The sequence below is a fragment of the Novipirellula rosea genome (assembly GCF_039541335.1).
In the GTDB taxonomy this organism is placed as follows: Bacteria; Planctomycetota; Planctomycetia; order Pirellulales; family Pirellulaceae; genus Novipirellula; species Novipirellula rosea.
The window spans coordinates 11,310-30,765 of sequence record NZ_BAABGA010000109.1 but is presented as its reverse complement, the minus strand read 5'-3'; the positions used below and the strand labels follow the sequence as shown (position 1 = coordinate 30,765).

General features: G+C 56.0%; 8 protein-coding genes. 2 read left to right on the top strand and 6 right to left on the bottom strand.

Features of this window, described 5'->3' with window-relative positions:
• Positions 1–119 precede the first annotated feature (119 nt).
• The 6 genes from ABD971_RS31575 to ABD971_RS31550 all read right to left on the bottom strand — a co-directional run bounded on the left by ABD971_RS31575 (position 120) and on the right by ABD971_RS31550 (position 14,604).
• Positions 120–1,229 (bottom strand): DUF1559 family PulG-like putative transporter, encoded by a 1,110-nt coding sequence (locus ABD971_RS31575; protein ID WP_345327714.1) that lies wholly within the window; start codon positions 1,227–1,229, stop codon positions 120–122.
• Between the two features lie 178 nt (positions 1,230–1,407).
• Complete coding sequence (locus ABD971_RS31570) at positions 1,408–1,623, bottom strand: hypothetical protein (protein WP_339936758.1); 216 nt, start codon at positions 1,621–1,623, stop codon at positions 1,408–1,410.
• Positions 1,624–2,061: 438 nt separating this feature from the next.
• Positions 2,062–5,088, bottom strand: a complete 3,027-nt coding sequence (locus ABD971_RS31565) for an FG-GAP-like repeat-containing protein (RefSeq protein WP_345327713.1) — start codon at positions 5,086–5,088, stop codon at positions 2,062–2,064.
• A 371-nt stretch (positions 5,089–5,459) separates the two neighbouring features.
• Positions 5,460–8,522: a CRTAC1 family protein gene (locus ABD971_RS31560; protein ID WP_345327712.1), complete on the bottom strand. Its 3,063-nt coding sequence runs from the start codon at positions 8,520–8,522 to the stop codon at positions 5,460–5,462.
• Positions 8,523–8,688: 166 nt separating this feature from the next.
• A complete protein-coding gene (locus ABD971_RS31555) occupies positions 8,689–13,464 on the bottom strand; it encodes a PVC-type heme-binding CxxCH protein (RefSeq protein WP_345327711.1) in 4,776 nt (1,591 codons plus the stop codon).
• A gap of 153 nt (positions 13,465–13,617) precedes the next feature.
• The gene (locus ABD971_RS31550) at positions 13,618–14,604 is read right to left on the bottom strand and encodes an NAD-dependent epimerase/dehydratase family protein (RefSeq protein ID WP_339936750.1); all 987 of its coding nucleotides are present in this window, start codon (positions 14,602–14,604) and stop codon (positions 13,618–13,620) included.
• A 565-nt stretch (positions 14,605–15,169) separates the two neighbouring features.
• On the opposite strand from ABD971_RS31550, the gene ABD971_RS31545 reads away from it, so the two are divergent.
• Positions 15,170–18,499: a tetratricopeptide repeat protein gene (locus tag ABD971_RS31545; protein WP_345327710.1), complete on the top strand. Its 3,330-nt coding sequence runs from the start codon at positions 15,170–15,172 to the stop codon at positions 18,497–18,499.
• Positions 18,499–19,449: a MotA/TolQ/ExbB proton channel family protein gene (locus tag ABD971_RS31540; protein WP_339936747.1), complete on the top strand. Its 951-nt coding sequence runs from the start codon at positions 18,499–18,501 to the stop codon at positions 19,447–19,449. The genes ABD971_RS31545 and ABD971_RS31540 overlap by 1 nt, the downstream gene beginning before the upstream one ends.
• Positions 19,450–19,456: the final 7 nt, after the last annotated feature.

Sequence of the window (19,456 nt, the reverse complement as noted above, 5' to 3'; positions counted from 1 at the left end):
ATTCATGACCACGTAAAAAAACCAGGGTGCACAGTGGTATGCGACCCTGGTTTTTCAGAAGAACTCACAACGATCAATCGCTGACTCATCGCCCAGGCGAAGGCCAGATCGATTGCCGATTATTGATCAAGCTGCTTGGTTTCTTTTCCGTCCTTGGTTCCGAGGGCTCCCCACAAACCATAGGGGCTCTCTTGTCCTGGGACCGAACCGGCGCGAGGGATGTTGCCCTTAGTTTGGTCGCCCGATTCGATGCTTTCGGTGATGAACTTGACCGCACCATCGGCAAACAACACATGACATCCACCTTGGTGACGACTTGCCATCGTGTAACTGCCGTCCGATCCGTCGCCGCCCCATAAACAACTCTCCTTGTTGGGCGGACGCACGGTATTCACGCTGGTAAACATCGGACGACCATCGGCCCAACGCTTTCCACGTCGTTGATCGCCGGCACCTGTGTTGCTGGCATCCTTGTAGAACTGAGGACGCTGCGGATCGACGTTATCGACGTAGCACTGCTGAGGATTGTCAAAGAACGGATCACGCTGATCCATCTTGGGTTGGCCAATGATTTCCAACCGGCCAGCGTCGGTGACGATTTCACCCGCCATAATCGTGTTACTGGTTCCGTCCAAAATGTCTCGGAACCCGGTAAAGTAACGGGTTTCAAAAACACCTCGCAAACGCTGCTTGGCACCTTGATCCCCCACGGTCCCATCCGCGTTCACACCGCCGGTGTGAGTGGTCTGAAAACAATCTCCGATACAAGCGGAGTAATTATTGAGTCCTGTCTCGCCAGGAACTCCCACGGTTGGATCACTGGGGCAACGATACGATCCGACGGTGGTTCGCCAGGGATCGTAACCTTTATCCCAAGGCACAGGGCCCATCGCGGGATAGGTCCCCAGCGGATTGGCGATCTGCTCATACAGAGCTTGCTGCTCGATAAACGGCAGCACTGGAATCAACCAGCTGAGGATCTTGGCATTGTTGACGGGACCACCATGGGTGCCTCCCGATTGCATCGGCAGCTTGTTGTAAGCGGCGTGGTAATTATGCAGCCCCAAGCCAATTTGCTTGACATTGTTACTGCACTGCATGCGACGAGCCGCCTCGCGAGCTGCCTGTACTGCTGGCAAAAGCAATCCCACTAATACGCCGATAATCGCGATCACGACTAACAGCTCGACTAACGTGAAGCCGCGATGGCTTCGCTTGAAACGAAACATTTTAAATACTCCGAAAGAGAAAAGAACAAAACTTGAACACCACGCTCGTCGCAACGCCAGACGCATCCCAGCTAGCGAACAACAGCTAGCGAACGGCAGACGGCTAGCGAACGGCGGGTGGCGAATGAACAAAGATCAAATCGAGCGGGCCCGCATGCGACCGACAGATCCGCAGCGACTATCGATACTGCTTGTCTCTCTGCTGCATCTCCTGCTGCGATTCCATATACGACTTTTTCAACGCCTCCATCTCCTCGGGCGTCTGAACATTTTCCGGTGGCGCGGTCACCGTATTGGGAGAGGTCCCTCCGCAACCGACGAACAAAGGGGCAACCAAAATCAAGGCCAGCAAGGCAATTGATTTTTCACGCATCTCAATTGAGATATTTTTCACAATAGAATTCCGAATAAAAGTTTAGAGAGTCGCGCAGCTGTGAATTGATTGAACCACAGGGGATGCACGTTCGCCGAAAACCAGCGATCAGAAAAGGTCCGCAGCAACCAGCTAACGGAAAATGCAACCGCACAAATTGGAGTCTACTCGATTCATCGGCTCGTCCCACCAGAAAAACGGGGGCAACCAAACTTTTTGCATGAAATTTTTTCCCGCTAGAAAACGGGGTGTTTCAAATCTTCTGGAAGCAGAAGAAATCCGTCTCAAGAATACGAAATGGCGGCAAACACGCACGAAAACACGGTCACCAGCACGCGACCATCAAACAATGCGATGGATCTCCGCTGGCGAAGCAGGCCCGAAGAAGAGAGAAACAGCCTTTCAGATGAGTTTTTTCACCGACCAGCTGCACTATTTCACCGCGTCTTGACCGTGCCGCTAGCGCTGCGACAACGGGAATGCCTCACCGCTTCCTTCGCGAAGCAAGTACTCGCCGCCGCCGCTAAGGGATCCAAACGTTTCCCGATTTCCGCTGGGCCACTGGACGCGAACTTGCTCTGCCCCAGCAGCCTCGGCCAACCCAAATCGGACACATCGCTCACTAGAACATTGATATCCATTGCCAGCGACCAATTGGCCAACACATTGCTTTCCTGCGATTTCGACGGACACGATGGCTCCGATCGCATCGCGATGCCCCTCGGTACCTTTCAGATAGAACGCAATCGATCGCGGTGACGTCGACGAATCTGGTTGTGCGGAGGACGACGCCCCCACCGATTGGTTCACTAGCAGCGATACGGGATCAAACAGATGTGTGACCAAGGCATCTTGGCGTCCATCACGATCGACATCCAAATTGATCAAGCTACGGGCCAACCGTTTTGTGCGGAAATATTCGCCGAGTTGAGCGGGATCCAAAAGTGCCCACTTCCCATCGGATTGGCGATGAAACAATTGCATGGGCATACGGTAGGCGTCCCCTTTGTAACGAAAGTCATTCAGGTGCCCGTTGGCCACCATCAACTCAAGAGCACCGTCGTTATCCGCATCAAACCACTGAGTACCAAACGCGAGCAGCGGCATCGTGGGCTCGGCGAGCCCCACACGCGAGGTCAAATCGGCCCACATTCCAGGACGGATCTGTTCGTAGTAGGTGTTGTATTCAGCGGCGAAGTGGGTCAAGTAAAAATCAAAATCGCCATCCCGGTCAGGGTCCCCCACGGCAATTCCCATCGAGGCCTGAGATAGCGAGCGGCGATCGACCGCCAACCCCCGAACGACCGCCTGCTCACTAAGACCAAACGAACCATCGCGATCCGAGGTTGCCGACCAAAAGTGGTTTGCCGCCATATCGTTGGCGACATAGACATCCACACCGGGAATCTCGTCGAATTGCCCTACGACGATCCCAAGACCATGAGCCGAATCATGTTTTTCAAGCCACGTGTCGGTCACCTCGACAAATCGCCCATCGGGCTGTCCTTGCCACACACGATCGGGCTGGGCTGGAAAGGATTTGGGCAGACACGCCATGATTTTGCCCTCTTCTTTGCAAGGCACTTCGAACGGATCACGACCACTGCAGTAGCCGACATCAAACAAATCGGCGTAGCCATCCTGGTTGATGTCAGCGATCGCAACCGACGTGGTCCAGTCAGCTCCCCTTAATCCCGATGCGTCCGTGACATCGGTAAACGTGCCGTCGCCGTTGTTTTGATACAGACGATTGCGTCCATAATTCGCAACGTAGATGTCATCAAAGCCGTCACTGTTCACATCGCCCACGGCGAGCCCCTGAGCGAACCCTGCATCCCCCAGTGCGGTCTGCGGCGTCACGTCTAAAAATTGCCCTGCCAAGTTTCGAAAGCATCGATTGGGCGACGAGTTGTCCTTCTGGGGCATGCCATCCATCGCGGTGAGATAAACATCCACCCAGCCGTCCAAATCGAAATCGATTGCCGCCGCCCCGCCGGCTCCGGATTGATAGATCCACAATCCTGCTTCGCCACGATCGGGCGTTTGAACCGCACAGACATGATTTAGATTCCGCGATGCAGCTTGGTCTTCAAAACGGATCCCCTGGCCCCCGCTGCCCGAGGGAGACGCTTTGACAATGTTGTTCCGTGTGCCACTCGTCCAACTGACTGCAGGGAAATGAGATAAATCGAACTCATTCGCGATCTTGCTGTCGGGTAATTGCCAAGGTGTTTCCGCAGTCAGCGTCGCGCGAACCGAAGCATACACCTGACGTAGCGAAGGGTCGATCGCTTGGTCCATCATCGCGCCGGCGCGAAGCCATCCGGCGGCTTCCCAGGGTCGGCCAAGTTCTTGCATCGCCTTTGCAATGCGAACGGCAACCTGCTGAGAATTGTCTTGGCGCGAATGCAGCAAATCAACGGCATCTCGCATCTGTGCAAGCTGTCCGGCACGTTCGGAGATCGCACGCGAAGCGGCATCCATCTGTAATTCCGCCAGCACAATCCCGAGCCGACTGAGCGCCTCGGCATTGTCATCCTCGCGTATTGCTGCTTCCCAATAGCCACGCGCAGCGTGCTTGACGTCTCCTTGACGCTCGGCCCAGACTCCGGCAGCCATCCAATACTGAGACTCGTCTTCGATTCCCTCGGGCAGTGACGCGGCCCATTTTTGCACTGCGTCGTCGTCGCCCAACTCGGCAATCGCGCGTCCATAATAAGCGTGTGCAATCGTGAACTCGGGATATTTCGCGACAACCGGCCGCAGTCGCTCACGCACCTTTGACCAGTCGTCTTTGTATGCATCGGCGACCGACAGCGAGAATTGCGGGCGCAGATCCGACGGATAATGCTTGAGCGAATACTCGCTCATCGCCACATTATTTTGCGGACGGGCCAGATCCGACAACATAATCAACTCGCTCACGCCGGCGTGACCGCGCATGGCAAGCCACTGCAGATGCGGCCCGGCCTGATGTTGCATCCCCAGTGCCGCCAGCAGCCCTGCCAAGTCGGTGCGAACGGCGGGCTGGTTCGGGTACAGCTGCACTGCGGACTCGAGCGTCCGCACCGCTTCAAAGGGACGCCCCAGGTTCATCCATCCCTTACCGACCTTGTCCAGCAACGCCAGCGATGGCTTTGGCGTGTTTTCGACTGCGGATTGATACAACTCGACGGCTTCACTGAATCGCCGTGACGCCGCCGCGATATCACCCGCAAGCTCGAGGACGACTGGATCATTGGGGCGGACCAGCAACGCTTCTTGAATCCTCGTCTGAGCCGTCTCCCAATCCCCTCGCTGCATCGCGAGACGGGCCGCTTCGTCCGCTGCCACGACGGGCTGCTCCGCTGTCGTCTCTGTCGCCCTCGGCGAATCCGTCGTCTCGCGTCCGCAGCCCACCGACAACACTGCCGCTAGATAAAGCAGCACAAGCCTCTGCGGCAGACCGGACCGGAATCTCGCTCCGAAGACAGATTCGCTTGGCATAGCACGTAAAAAATTCATAGTCAAAAATAAGGGCGACTCGCCCCCGCCTTCGAGAATTGATCGATAAAACACGGTCGTTCCGCAGCATCAACCGGCGCCGCGACAACCGTCATCGCCGAGAATTCGGGAAAGAATAAAGCAAGCACGATCCCCACGCGACGACCCGGCAATGTCTACCATAGCGAAGTAGGACGCCGACGAGAGGGTCCCCGCCGATGTCTGCCTAATGCCATCTACCTTGATAGCGTGCTCGGCGCGAGCCGTCCGGTGGCAGCGAACAAAACGTTCGATTTTGACCGGGCGAGCCCCTCGCCGCACCGCTACAAAAACGACCCGGTTAGTGCAAAAGTAGGTGGCGTTGGACGACCGGCCTAGCGGGGAACCAGACGGTCATCATTTTCGACCACCAGATAGCTGTGGTTCGTCTCGACATCAGCAAAGATCTGCCGAGTTCCCGACGGCCACTCAATCGTGAGCTCGGCGATTTGCGAATGGTCCCCGACCCCAAAATCGACGGTCGATTCATTGGTACACAGGTAGCCATCACCTCCGATCACCCAGTCGTGCCACACGTCGTCGGCCTGCCGCACCGTCACATGAGCTCCGATGGCATCCCGCTCGCTAGCGACGCCGACCAGATCCAGCCGCAACCAATGCCCGCCGGCGGTCTTGTTTTCCAACAAGGCAGCGGGAGCATCGAGATGGTTCGCTACCAAATCGGGGCGTCCATCGCGGTTGTAGTCAAGTTTGGCGAGCGTCCGCCCCAAGGTGGGCGTGGACCAAAACGAGTCCGACTCGATGGCGGGCACGTCCAAAGTAAAACCGCCACGAGCACCACGAAACAGCTGCGGCGGCATGCGAAAGGGAACCTCGGGAGTATTGTTTTCCACCGGATCAAAAACGTGACCGTTCAAAATCGCAAGATCCAACCAACCATCGCGATCAAAGTCCGACGCTTGCGTCCCAAAGGCCACCGTCGCGCGACTCGGATCGGCAATCCCGTACTGAGCGGCATAGTCGGTAAAGAACCCGCCCTTGCGCTGCAAGTACAGATTGGCAGGTTGCTGCCAATAGTTCGTCACATGCAAGTCCAGCAACCCGTTTCGATCAAAATCCCCCGCGGCGATCCCCATGCACCCCTGTTCTTCGCCGCTTGCGCCGGAGGCACAGCCGCGCAAGGCCGCTTGATTGACCATCCCAAACCTTGATGTGCCACCCCCATCGCGGCTGACCCAAAAATGGTTCTCCTTGGTATCGTTGACGACAAACAGATCGTTGCCTGCGGATTGATCGAAATTTGCGATCACACCAGCGAAGCCGTAATTTGGCGTTTCAGCAAAACGATTATCCATTTCCCAAGGACGCCAATTTTCTTCCGCATCACTCCGCAAAATGCGATCGTTTGCTTGCCGAAAGATTCGCGGAGTGCAATCGAAACCCTGCCCCCAACATTCAGCAGTCAGCGCCGCCGGATCATCGATGTAATTGATCTCGACGATTTCAGGCAAGGCGTCCCCATCCAGATCGCCCACCGCGATGCTGGTGGTCCAGCCATCGGATCCTGCGATCGGTGATTCGGTAAACGTGCCGTCGCCGTTGTTGAGATAAATCAAGTTAGCGCCGATGTTGGCAACGACAAGATCGAGAAACCCATCTTGATTCAAGTCGGCTGCGGCCACGCCCTGACCATACGATCGATCATCCACGCCAGCGAGACTGCCCAGTTCGACAAACTGATCGCCGGCATGGTTTCGGTACAGCCGGTTGGGCTGCGAACCGTCGGACACATTCGGCAATCCTCCGGCTTGGCAAAAGTAGAGATCGGTCCACCCATCCAAATCAAAGTCAAACGCCGCGACACCGCCACCAGCGGTTTGGTACATCACAATATGGGCGTCATTGGCCGATTGATTATTGAGATACTGAAAATCGATACCTCGCTTCGCTGCGACATCCACTAATTGGATAGGAGCGGCTGGACCGGACGGCGTGCCAAGTGGCGAACTTGCCGACGAGCTTGCCGACGAGGCGGGATCGAGCTGAAAGCGATTCGAGCCGGAGGCGGTCGAGGCGAGTGACGGCAGATCGGGCAGCGGATACTGCGACGGATCGACACCACAGGTCAAGAAAAGGGGGTCGTCGGCCGCAGGGTCACTCGCGGCCAATTCCTCGCGTCTGTCACGAAGTTCGGGCAGTTTTTGATCAAGTTCGTTGCGATCATGTGCTGCGATAAACTCCCATGCCACCGCCTCCCAAGGACGATTCACTTCGTTCAATTTCGCTGCCAACCGCTGCATATCATCGCGTCGCGTTTCTCGGCCAAAACCAATATTGATGGCCCATTGCCAACACTGCTGCAAAACCTGCTGCCGAGCGGCAACGCGTTCTGCCGCCGCCGACTCGCCAGCCGCCGCCAACGCTTCGGCTAATCGCAAATAAGCTACCCGGTCGGTCGGATCACGCACGACCGCTTCGCTTAAACAGCGAACCGCCACCTTGGGCTGGCCACGACGCAGCATCCACTGGCCCATTGTGGCCCAATACTCTTGTTCCGCTTCGATGCCCCCAGGTAGCGTCGCCACCCAACGCTCAAGCAATTCGTCGGCCTGCATCACGTTATAGACTCGGCCCACAAAGGCCGCGATTGCGGTCGACTCAGGAAATTCGGCATACAGCTGCTCTGCTAACTGACGCGACTCGGGCACTTCGTCCTGCACCAACAACCGCTTGGCTCGAGCCAATTGATGCAGCGGTGAACCTGAGGCAAAGTCACTCTGTTCATCATGAAACGGCACACTGAGTGTCGTCAAACTCAGCAATTCTTTCTCGGTGACGTCGCCCAAACGAATCAGCTGGCGGACATGCTCGGCAGCTTCCAAACGTCGACCTTGCGAATTCAAAAGCGAGGCCAAACGGCGATGCAGCGGGGGCAAGTCGCCGTAGCGCTCGATCATCTCTTCAAAACGAGCTTCCGCTTCGGGCAACCTTCCCGCTTGCATCAACCAATCCGCTGCCTGTCCCTGGGCCGCCAATCCAGCCTGCGGATGATCTGCGGGAATCAGCGACAGATACTCCAGCGCGTCATCCAATGCTCCGCGTCCGTGACTGCACCGCGCCGCAAGAAACAACATCGGCGGATCGGTGGGGTCGAGGGCCAGACGGCGACGGAGTCCTTGTTCCGCTTTGTCAAACTGGCCCGCATCGATCCATTGCTTGATTTCGTTAATGCTGACGTTCGAATCGACGCCGGATGCGACGTCCGCTTGCGATTGGGGGATCGTCGCGGGAATTTCGGCCTCGGCCGCTGGCGTTTCCGATTGCGGAGGAGGACTTGCGGGTCGCTCACAACCGATCGAAACGAGCATTAGAGCGACCCCACCCGACAAAACAGAGAGGATCGCCCATCGATCAGCGAGGCCAAAGAATTGAATCACGTTAAAGAGACATCTTCATGATTAGGAACGAAACGGAAATTAAAACCTATCCGAAAACCGGCAGCGGAAGTCTTCAAGACTTTCGAGCAAGTCTTGTTGGGGACGAAATTCTTGACGAACTCCGCTACGACAGGATCGACAAGCGATCCCTCATTATACCGTAGCTTTACTTCAAGTAGATGTAATCGAGTCCGAACATGAACGCTTGGGTGGCGGCGGGGTTCGCTCCGGTCAGTTCGACCTGGATTTGGTTGCCCCCTTTATTCAGCGGGTGTGTTCCCAGCGATACCGGTCCTGTCGCCACGACGTCGGCTTTGTGGAACAGATCGATCGGCGAGGACGCTTGCGCATCATTGATGGAAAACTGAACGATGCCGTAATCGTGAGCCTTGGTCATCGCCACAAAAACTTCGTACGTCCCCGCTTTCTCGACGTCAATCGACAACGTTAACTTGTCTCCGGGCTTGCCACCGGTCCACCACAGATGCGTCCCATCGCTCCATTTACCCGCCTTGAATCCACGCATATCTTGTGGCTGCACTCTGCCACGTGACACACTCAGAGACGTCACGGTTTCGGCTTCGACGGCTCCCGCCACGCGGTTCGTTTTGGGGTCGATCCCCGGCACCGATCCTGGCAGCGGAACCTGAACGGGACTGGCCAGATAGGCGATCAAATCTCGTACCTGGTCTGCTGACATTGGGTCCAATTGGCCTTCGGGCATCATCGACGTTTTCGCGAGCGTACGCTCTTCGACCTCTTCTTTGTCGACAATCACTTTTTCGTTCGCGGTTTGGATGACGAGCGCCGTCTGCGTTTCATCCTTCAGTAGTCCCGTGATCACGCGGCCGTCATCGGTCAGCACTTGGGTCGCTTGATAATCGCGTCCAATCAGGGCATTGGGATCAAGGATATTTTGCAACGAGTAATCGATATCGGCTCGATTGGAACCGGTGATATCGGGGCCAATGTCGCTGCCGCTGCCAAACAATCGATGGCACTTACCACAGGTCTCGTCAAACAGGACACGACCGTGAGCAAGATCGGCTTTGCTGAGCACCTCGGCGGTGAGCTGCTGCTTTAATTGTGCAATTCGCTCGAGTTTTTCGGCAGGCGATGTTCGTGCCGTTCCCCACACGTCGTTCACTCGCTGAGTCAGCGAATCATCACCGAGCGATTGAATTTGCCGGATCGTAAACGCCGACAAGTCACTTCGTGGGATCTTGCCATTCGAAACCGCGGTAAGCAGTTCGGCGGCAAACGTGGCTCGCGAAGCTAGGGTGGCGATCGCATCGGACTTTTCGTCTTTGGAAAAACGATCGTAATGAGTGATGATCGCTGCAGCCCCCTCGATCTCGCTGTAATTGGCCAAGGCACGAATCGCTTGACGCCGCAGTCGCGAGTCAACTAACAACGAAACGAGCACGGGCAGCAGTTCCTTGTCCTTTCCGCTGACCAGTGCCGCCAGGGCGCTGGAGCGTGAGTTTGCATCGAGCTGAGCGTTGGCGACGATCCCACGCAGCTGAGGAAAAATCGAGGCGTCACCAAATTTGACCGTGATCGATTGGACCTGCGTGGCAATTTGTGGATCCTCGCTGGCGGCAAGTTTTTCGTAGACCGCCGGCCACTGCTTGGGCATTTTCAAACGAGCTTGATTGGCGATCGCCGCCGAGATTTCCGTCAGCACCACTTTCTGCGTTTCGATGTCCTCGAGCGTACCGAGCTCGGCCAAGAGATGATTGATCGCGTCGGGATCGGCCGCGGCACGGCGATAGATAAATTGCCGCACGCCCGGCAAACGCGACTGTTTCGCCAACGCGAGTGCACGGGGCGTGTCCTCGACGACCAACGGCTGCGCCGCGTACCAAACCATCAACGGCAAATTCGCATCGGCGGCGTCATCCGCGTGCCGTACCAACCCCGACAAAATCGACCAACGATCATCGATCGGCAATCGCTGCAGCGAACTCGCCAACGCCAAGCGGACATGTGCCGAAGAATCGGTCGCCGCCATGTCGGCCAATTTCGGTAGCAGCGAGGTGCTTGAATCTTCCATTTCCAACTGGATCGCCCAAGCCCGCAGGTACTCGGATTTGTGGCTCTGATCGTCAAGCAGTCGCTCGATGTGCTGCGTCGTTAACAGCCCACATGCGTGCAGCGTCCAAATGGCACGCAGTCGCACCGGCACCTCGTACGAACCAAACGCCAGCTGCTCGAGCGACGCGGTGAGCTGCTCTTTCTGTTGTGAGTCCAGCGTTGTTTGCGATCCAGCATCTAAACATCGCGATTGCAAGATACGTCTGGCCATTCGCGAATACCACTCGTTTTCGTGCGTGTGGTAGGCAACCAAGGCATCATTGTCTTCGATCGACAAATGGACCGCGTTGGATTCGGTGCTGCCAAAGCGGATTCGAAAAACCCGCCCGTTGGTACGATCCCAAACTTCGCGATCGGTACGGTGGCAAGCATTCTTGTCGTACCAATCGATTAGATAAACACTGCCGTCGGGTCCGTACTTCATATTGATCGCTCGAAACCATCGATCATTGGCAAACAGAAAATCGGGGCCGTGCGAGGCGACATAGCCACTTCCCGAGCGGCGAAGCAGATCATTATTGATGCGGTTGCCATGAATATTGGCCATCAACATTGATCCACGATATTGGATTGGCCAATTGTCACCCTGATAAATCATCGCGCCACAATGAGCATGCCCGCCCCCGGCGGCGCTGGTGTCATTAAGTGCACTCGCTTCGTTACGGCCACCCCACCATGCGTGATCGCCAATGCTGCCGACGTAATGAGCATGGTCGGCGATCGTTTTAAGATCGTCGTAAACGTAGGGGTCAAAATGGCGGCCCGCTTGCCGTTGGTATCGCCCCCCTTGGATGATGTGATACATATGCGGGATCACACATGCCGTGACAAACGACTGTCCGTACTCGTTAAAATCGACGCCCCATGGATTGCTGGTTCCGTGTGCAAAGACTTCGAATTGGTGACGAATCGGATGGTATCGCCATACGCCGGCGTTTAGCGGTGTGCGATCGGCATCGGCGGTTCCTGGCGCCCCGACCTTCGAATGCGTGAACACGCCGTGGCATCCGTACAACCAACCATCGGGGCCCCAGATGAATGCGTTCAGCGTCTCGTGCGTGTCGTGATACCCAAAACCATCCAATAGGATCTCGGGTTCACCGTCGGGAACGTCATCGCCATCGCGGTCGGGGATGAACATTAAATAGGGAGCCGCGCCGACCCAAACGCCACCGAAGCCGACTTCTAAACCGCTGACCAGATTCAGCCCTTCGGTAAATACCGTTCGCGAATCAAACACTCCGTCATGATTCTCATCTTCGAGGATGATGATTTTATCTTTCCCCTCGCCTTGCGGAGCTCGGGTGGGATAGGTGTGAGCTTCGGCGATCCACAACCGACCGCGATCATCAAACGTCATGGCGATCGGTTGATGCACCATCGGCTCACCCGCGGCCAATTGAACGCGAAAGCCCTCGGGAACGGTGATCGCGTCGGCAGCCTGCTGTGGCGAAAGACCCTCGTTTTCAGGCAACCCGTCGGTAGCAGGACGAGCGTCGAGACCGCGGGGTCGCGGCGACAACCTGGACGTATCAACGTTGGCTGCAGAACGACGTTGTTGCCAATGCACAAACGTCCCTTTCTTGTTACCGACGAAGACATCGAGATTTCCGTCCGCATCGAGATCGGCGAAGTTCACCTCGGTTCCGACGCCCGAATCATCATCGATCAAATGCGGAATCCACTGTACCTTTGCTGCTTCGCCCGCGTTCTCGCCCACGGTTAAACCCGCGTCTTGAGCTCCGGCTTCGGCGACGCGAGACAATTCGAACCAATACACGACCGCCGGATCGCCCGGATTTGAATCTCCTCGCGGTCCATGTGCCCAATGCCGCTTGCCAGTCAGAATGTCATCCAATCCGTCGCCGTTGATATCAACGAGCTCGATTGCATGAAGTTGCGAAAAGCAGACGCCGAACGGATTTTCGGCTGCGGTCGCCCCCATGATCTGGTGCGACTTGAACGTGATCGCTCCATCAGTTTTGACTTGCTCGTACCACACCAGACCAAATCCATGAGCGTTGATCGAGGTGATGACGTCGTTGTCCCCGTCACCATCGACATCCGATGCAAACATCTGTGCTCCGCCATTGCCAGGCGAAAAGGCAAACGGATGTTGCTGCCACAGCGGATTACCGTCGAGCGAGTCGGGCTGTTTCCACCAACCATTTTTTTCGATCAGGTCCAAGCGGCCGTCGCCATCGATATCGCCAACGCCAAGCCCGTGAGTAAATCGTCCGCCGGCGACTTGGGTTGAGATGCGGCGGAAATGCCACGGAGCTTCGGCAGTTTCCGAATTGATTTCGGCAAACCCGAAATAGCCATCTTGGCTGCAAACGATCTCGCGTTTGCCGTCGCCGGTGATATCCACAAACGTCGGCGACTCATTATCCATTCGGTCGAGCACTTGGTGCCGAGGCCAAAAGCGATCAGCCCCCTTGGGGTTCTCAAACCACGACGCATCCTGGCCCGGGAACCCAAACACCAACACGTCATCCCAGCCATCGCCGTTAAAGTCGTCGGTGTAGGCAAAGAAGTGATTCGAATAGCCGTGAGGGTCGAAGACGTCTTGGGCGTAGAATCGCTGCGAAGTTTTGAAGTCCGGGCCTGCATACCAGAACGGCCCCGAGGCGATATCGGGCACTCCGTCGTGATTGAAGTCACCCGAGGTGGCTCCCTCGCTATAGAACTCGCCTGAAAGTTGCTGGGTTTTCCAGCCCACCGTTTTCCAGCCCGCAGTTTTCGAGCCCGCAGTTTTCGAGCCCACAACGGCCGGGTCGGCGGCGAGAACCGTCCCTGCAACCAAAATCAACGTGGCAATGAAAAAGTGACGCACGACAACCATTCACTCACTCTCCGATCCAGCGGTTTTGAGCCGGCGAAGTCACGCCAGCCTTACTCGCGAAAGACGTTTTCGCGACGGGGGGGACCGATGAGTATAGCTGGAAGCGAGAGTGGGGGTGCAGCGATGAGGTGGCAGTGAGAAGTTCGGAGACTTTTAGAGCGAGGATTGGTATTTCGCGACCGCGTCAATGATCCCGTCAAGATCTTTGGTCGGTGCGTAACCGATCGCTTCGCGAATCCGGGTCAGATCGGGAACGCGGCGACGGATGTCCTCGAACGAATCATCATAGGCGTCGGCGTAGGTTTGGAACTCGATCGTTGCTTTCGGATTGACACGCTCGACAACTCGTTGGGCCAACTGCAAAATCGAGACGGGAACATCACTGCCGATGTTATAGACGCGGCCAGCGGTATCCGGCTTGTTGACCAAATCCGAAACGGCTCGGACGACATCGTCCACGTGGGCAAAACATCGCACTTGATGGCCATCGTCATGAACCACCAGCGGCCCCCCACGCAGCGCCGCTTCGACAAACCGCGGCAATACCATCCCATAGGCTCCGGTTTGACGTGGGCCGACGACATTAAAGAAGCGACCGACGACGACGGGCAACTGTTTTTCTTTGTAGAAAGCGAGGCCCAAAAATTCATCGATCGCTTTGGAAACGCCGTAACTCCATCGCGGCTTGGTCGTCGCACCAAACACCAGATCGTCTTCTTCGGACCAAACCTCTTTTGGGTTTTTGCCATACACTTCGCTGGTGCTGGCGATGAAACAAGGAACAAATTTGCCGTTGCTCGCTCGTTCACCCAAGCGATTCAAAATCAATTGAGTGGGATAGACGTTGCGTTCGATGGTTTGAATCGGCTGTTTTGCAATCAACGCGACGCCGACGGCTGCCGCCAAGTGATACACCCGGTCCGCGCGATCGACGACCTCGTTGACCAATGACTCTTCGGTGACCGAACCTTCGATGTACTCGACGTTGGGATTATCCAGCAGCCCTTCGATATTGTTCTTGCGTCCGGTCGACAGGTCATCGACCACGATCACGCGGTGTCCTTGCGAAAGCAGCGATTCCGTCAAATGCGAACCAATAAACCCCGCACCACCCGTGATTACCGAAGTCAGTTCACTCACCGTTGATCCGATCATTAAAAAGAGAAGAAAAAGTTCGCAAGAAGAAAGTCACGCAGCGGCCGTTCAGTGTATCCGAAGCTTCGCTTGGCGTATCGGGGTGAACAGCCCACTGCCCCTATCCACCCCCAACTACCCAGCCAAAACGCGACCTACCGCTAACAAGCCGCACGGGCAGTTAAACCGCCAGCAGAGCAAAGCAGCCTCATTGCCATCGTCACCGAGAGCCTCCGTTTGCTCTAACTTCCACAGCATCGAGCCACCGCGATCGGTGGATCGAGCCGATTTGGCTGACACCTTATCCTTTCGGCAAGTTATTGCACGGAGCATGGGAATCAGCACAAAAGTGACGAGTAGGAAGGGTTTCCAGATTGAACGGATGCTACCAAATCGGGCCTCTTGTTAAACTGTAGTGGGCTTGATCGTGAAACTATCGCCTGTGACGCCATCTCGTTAGAATTAGTCGTTTACGGGATCGCACGGTTCTCGTTTTAATAACAGGCTCGCACCGTTCGACAAATTGCTGAATCACCGTTTGCTGAAACACCTACGCTCATCCGGGGGGGTCATGTTCGTGTTGAAAACGCAGGTCCGCTTAAGCCTGTTCCGAATCGATTTTTCTAGGATTGATTCTTATCGCCAACCCATCTTGGGTTGGTTTGCCTGCATTGCACTGTTGGGCTCAAGCTGTTTGGGTGCACGTGTTTGGGCGGAAGAATCCCCCGAAGAATCGATTGCAGCCTACGCGGACGCCGCGAATTTCCAAACCAACGGCGCTCTTGAGCTAGCGATCGAGTATTGGCAACGTTTTCTGAAGGAGTACCCGCAGGACCCGATGGTGTCCAAGGCGGCTCACTTTTTGGGCGTTTGTTACATGCAGCAAGAGAATCCGGATTACGTCGCCGCTTCGGACGCGTTTGCTCGTGCCCTGAAGGACTCGGATTACGAACTACGCGAAGAGAGCCTGGTGAATCGCGGATGGTGCCTCTATTCGGCCGCTGGCGAGGCCCCCAATCGCGACAAAGATCGGCTGCGAGAATCGATTCAAGCATTTGAAACACTGCGAAAAGAATTTCCCAAAAGTGCATTCCTCGATCGTGCCTTGTTCTACAGTGGCGAAGCGGCTTATGGGTTGGGGGATGCCAAAAAGGCGATCGCAAACTACGACCAATTGTTGGCACTGCCCACCGCGAAAGAATCTCCGCTGCGATGCGACGCGTTGTATGCACGAGGCGTTGCCTATGAAGAGCTTGACCAATTTGACAACGCCGTGGCATCGTTTCGTCAACTCTTGGGCAGCTGCGAAAAGAGCGATTTAGTCACCGACGTGCATTTGCGGATCGGCGACACCGCCATCATGAAGAAGAATTACAGCGAGGCGATCGAATCGTTTGATGCTGCAATCAAAGCGACCGACAATGCCGAAGATCTGTCGTATGCGATATTCCGGCAAGCATTCGCATTGGTACAGGCGAACAAGCCAGGCGAAGCAGCCAAGAAGTACGAACAACTGCTAAACGATTTCCCCGATTCGCCGTACACCGCGTCAGCAACGCTTGCCTCGGCGCAGAGCACCTATCGAAGTGGCGATACCGACGAAGCGGCGAAGCGGTTCGAGCGTGTTTTAGAACAGAACAATCCGGAAGCATCGACCGAAGCGGCACATTGGTTGGCGCGAATCCATCTTGGCAAAGGGGATGCGGCCACTGCGTTAGCGATCGCGAAAAAACAACTCGACAAGGCGGCCGAAGGCAAGTTTGTCGCGTCGTTGAAATTGGATTTGGCGGAAGCGTTGGCGATGAACCCGGACACGCTGAAGGAGTCACTCGATGCGTTCGAGCAAGCGTATCGTGACGCGCCGGACGACGAGCTTGCCCCACGCGCTCTCTACAACGCGGCATTCTCGGCTCTGCAGTTGAACGAATCCCAACACGCGATTGAGTTGGCGACGGAGTTTCTGAAAAAATTCCCCAGCGACACACTCGCTCCGGATGTTCGCTTTGTGAAAGCCGAGAGCCAGTTACTGTTGGGGGATGCGGCTGGGGCCGCAGGTCTGTTCAAGGAATTGGTTGAAAATTCGGACCCAGGGGACATGCAGCAGCGTCCAATCTGGATTGTACGCGCCGCCACGGCACTCAATACGGCCGGGCGAACGAACGAGACGATTGCGATGCTCAAGAAAGAAGCGGACCAATTGCCTGAGAAATCACAGCGTGCCGAAGCTCAATTGCTACTCGGCCAGGCTTATTTGATGGCAGGCAACGCCGCGGATTCCGCGAAGGCGTTCCGCGCCAGTCACGAAGCGGATCCGAGTTGGCCTCGCGCGTCCGAAGCGCTGCTGATGTCGGGCCAAGCCTTGTTTGCCTCTGGTGACAGCCGCTCGGCTCAAGCCGCTTGGAGCACGATTATCGAAGAAGATCCGAATAGCCGGATGGCGGATCAGGCACGCTTCAAATTGGCTCAACTCGCCAGCACGCAACAGAATGCAAAGCAGGCGATCGAGTATTACAACGAGATCATTGCTTCGGGTGCCGATCCCGGCTTGATGCCGTATGCGTATTACAGTCTCGCTCAACTGTTGATGGAAAACGGCAAATACAACGATGCCATGAAGTCGCTTGACACGCTGCTCAGCGATTACGCGGGCCACGCGATCCGCGGCGAAGCGTTGTTGGCACGAGGCATCGCGGAACGCAATTTGAATCAAATGGATGCCGCGCGTCGGGATCTCGAAGCCTATCTGGCACTCGAGCCCAAAGGGATGAACCTCGGTCACGTGCTCTACGAATTAGCGCTCATTGACCAGAAAGAGAAGCAGCCCGAAGAAGCGGCCAAACGGCTCGAACGACTGGTGGCCGAAGTCCCCAACTATCCCGATTTGGACAAAGTCTTGTACGAGTTAGGGTGGTCGTATCGCGAGTCAGGAAAACAGCAGGCGGCGGTGGATTCGTTTACGAAACTCATTGCCAAGTCCCCGAACACCTCGTTGACGGGTGAGGCGGCCTACTTCGTCGGCCAAAATTATTACGAGAAGAAAGATTGGCCCGAAGCGGCGAAGTACTTTCTGGCCTCCGCAAAAAACACCACCGATTCGGAACTGTCCGAGAAAGCATTCTATCGACTCGGTTGGTCGCACTTTAAAGCTGGCAACATTGACAAAGCCGAGGATGCGTTCAAGCAGCAAGCGGAAAAGCATCCCGACGGCTCACTCGGATTCGACGCCTTGATGATGGTGGGCGAGTGCCGCTTTAACGAACGGAATTACGAGAAAGCACTTCGCGGATTTGAGGTCGCACGCAAGCAAATCCAAGCGAATGATGATACCGCGAAAACGGTGCGGGATACGGCGGACCGCCAAGCCAGAGAACTGGTGCTGCTGCACGGAGGCCAGAGCGCCGCTCAACTAAAAAAATGGGACGAAGCGATCCAGTGGTACGATGAACTTCGCGGTCGCTTTCCCTCGACTCAGTATCTGGCTCAGGTCTTTTATGAAACCGGATTTGCTTATCAACAGACCGGTGACAACGAAAAGGCGCTGCAATGGTTCGCTGAAGTCGCTGACAATTACCGCAACGAAATCGCGGCACGAGCAAGATTCATGATCGGCGAGATCCATTTCGCAGACCGACGTTTCGACCTCGCTATCCCCGAATTCCAAAAAGTCATGTACGGCTTTGGTGCCGAACAGGCTCCCGAATCGATCAAAAACTGGCAAGCCAAAAGCGGCTTCGAAGCTGGCCGATGCAGCGAACTGTTAATGCAGCAAGCTCGCACAGCGGCAGCCAAACAGAAATCAAAAAACTTCGCGGTTAACTTCTTTCAGTATGTTGTCGCAAAACATCCGAAGCACGAACTGGCGGGAAAAGCACAAACGCAATTAGAGGCTTTGAAAAAGTAGTGAATTTTACGAATCACAATCCGAATCGACTGCACCGAATCGCGTTAGCCGCGGTGGTTGCCATGTTCGTGATGCTCTCGCTTGACACTCTTGTCCTGCACAGCCAAGACGCGGGGGAGATGCGTTTCGACGCAGCGGAGATTCAGTCGGTGATGCAGGACGAAAACCCTGCTGCGGATACCGCGGTCGCGGAACCGTCGTCGATTGACTTGCTGTCGCTGATCAGTCGCGGGGGCCGGTTTATGATCCCGATTGGGATCATGAGTCTGTTGGTCGTCGCGCTGGCAACCGAGCGGCTGTTGACGTTGCGGCAGAGCAAGATTATCCCCCGCACGTTGGTCGACGAACTGTACGCGATCTCCGAGCCAGCGGAAAACTTTAGTCCCAACATTGCCTTTCACACTTGCAACGATTTTCCCTCCCCTGCAGCGACCGCAATCCGCACGATGTTGCTGCGAACCGGGCAACCGATTGGCGAGATCGAAGATGCCGTCAAAGAAACGATTCAGCGTGAAGCTGATGGTCACGCCGCCCCGATCCGATGGCTCAACCTGGCTGCCGCAGCGACGCCCCTGATGGGACTGCTGGGTACCGTGTGGGGCATGATTGTCGCCTTTCATGAATCGACCACGTTGACGGCCGATCGCAGCCGCAGCGAACAATTATCCGAGGGGATCTACACGGCACTGGTCACCACCTTGGCGGGCTTGATCGTGGCGATCCCGGCCGCGATTTTTGCTCAATACCTCGAAAACCGACTGGCGAAATTGTTCAATCAGATTGAAAAAGTCGCCTTTGATCTTACCCCGCGGATGGCTCATTTTGTCGGTCGCCGAAGACTCGACAATCAAGGGATGCTGCACAACATCGAGCGAGCCAAGATGAACTCGGAACCGACGCGTCCGCCTGCGCCTCCGGTGCCACCGAAGGTGCGAAGTGAGGCAAATTAGAACGAGC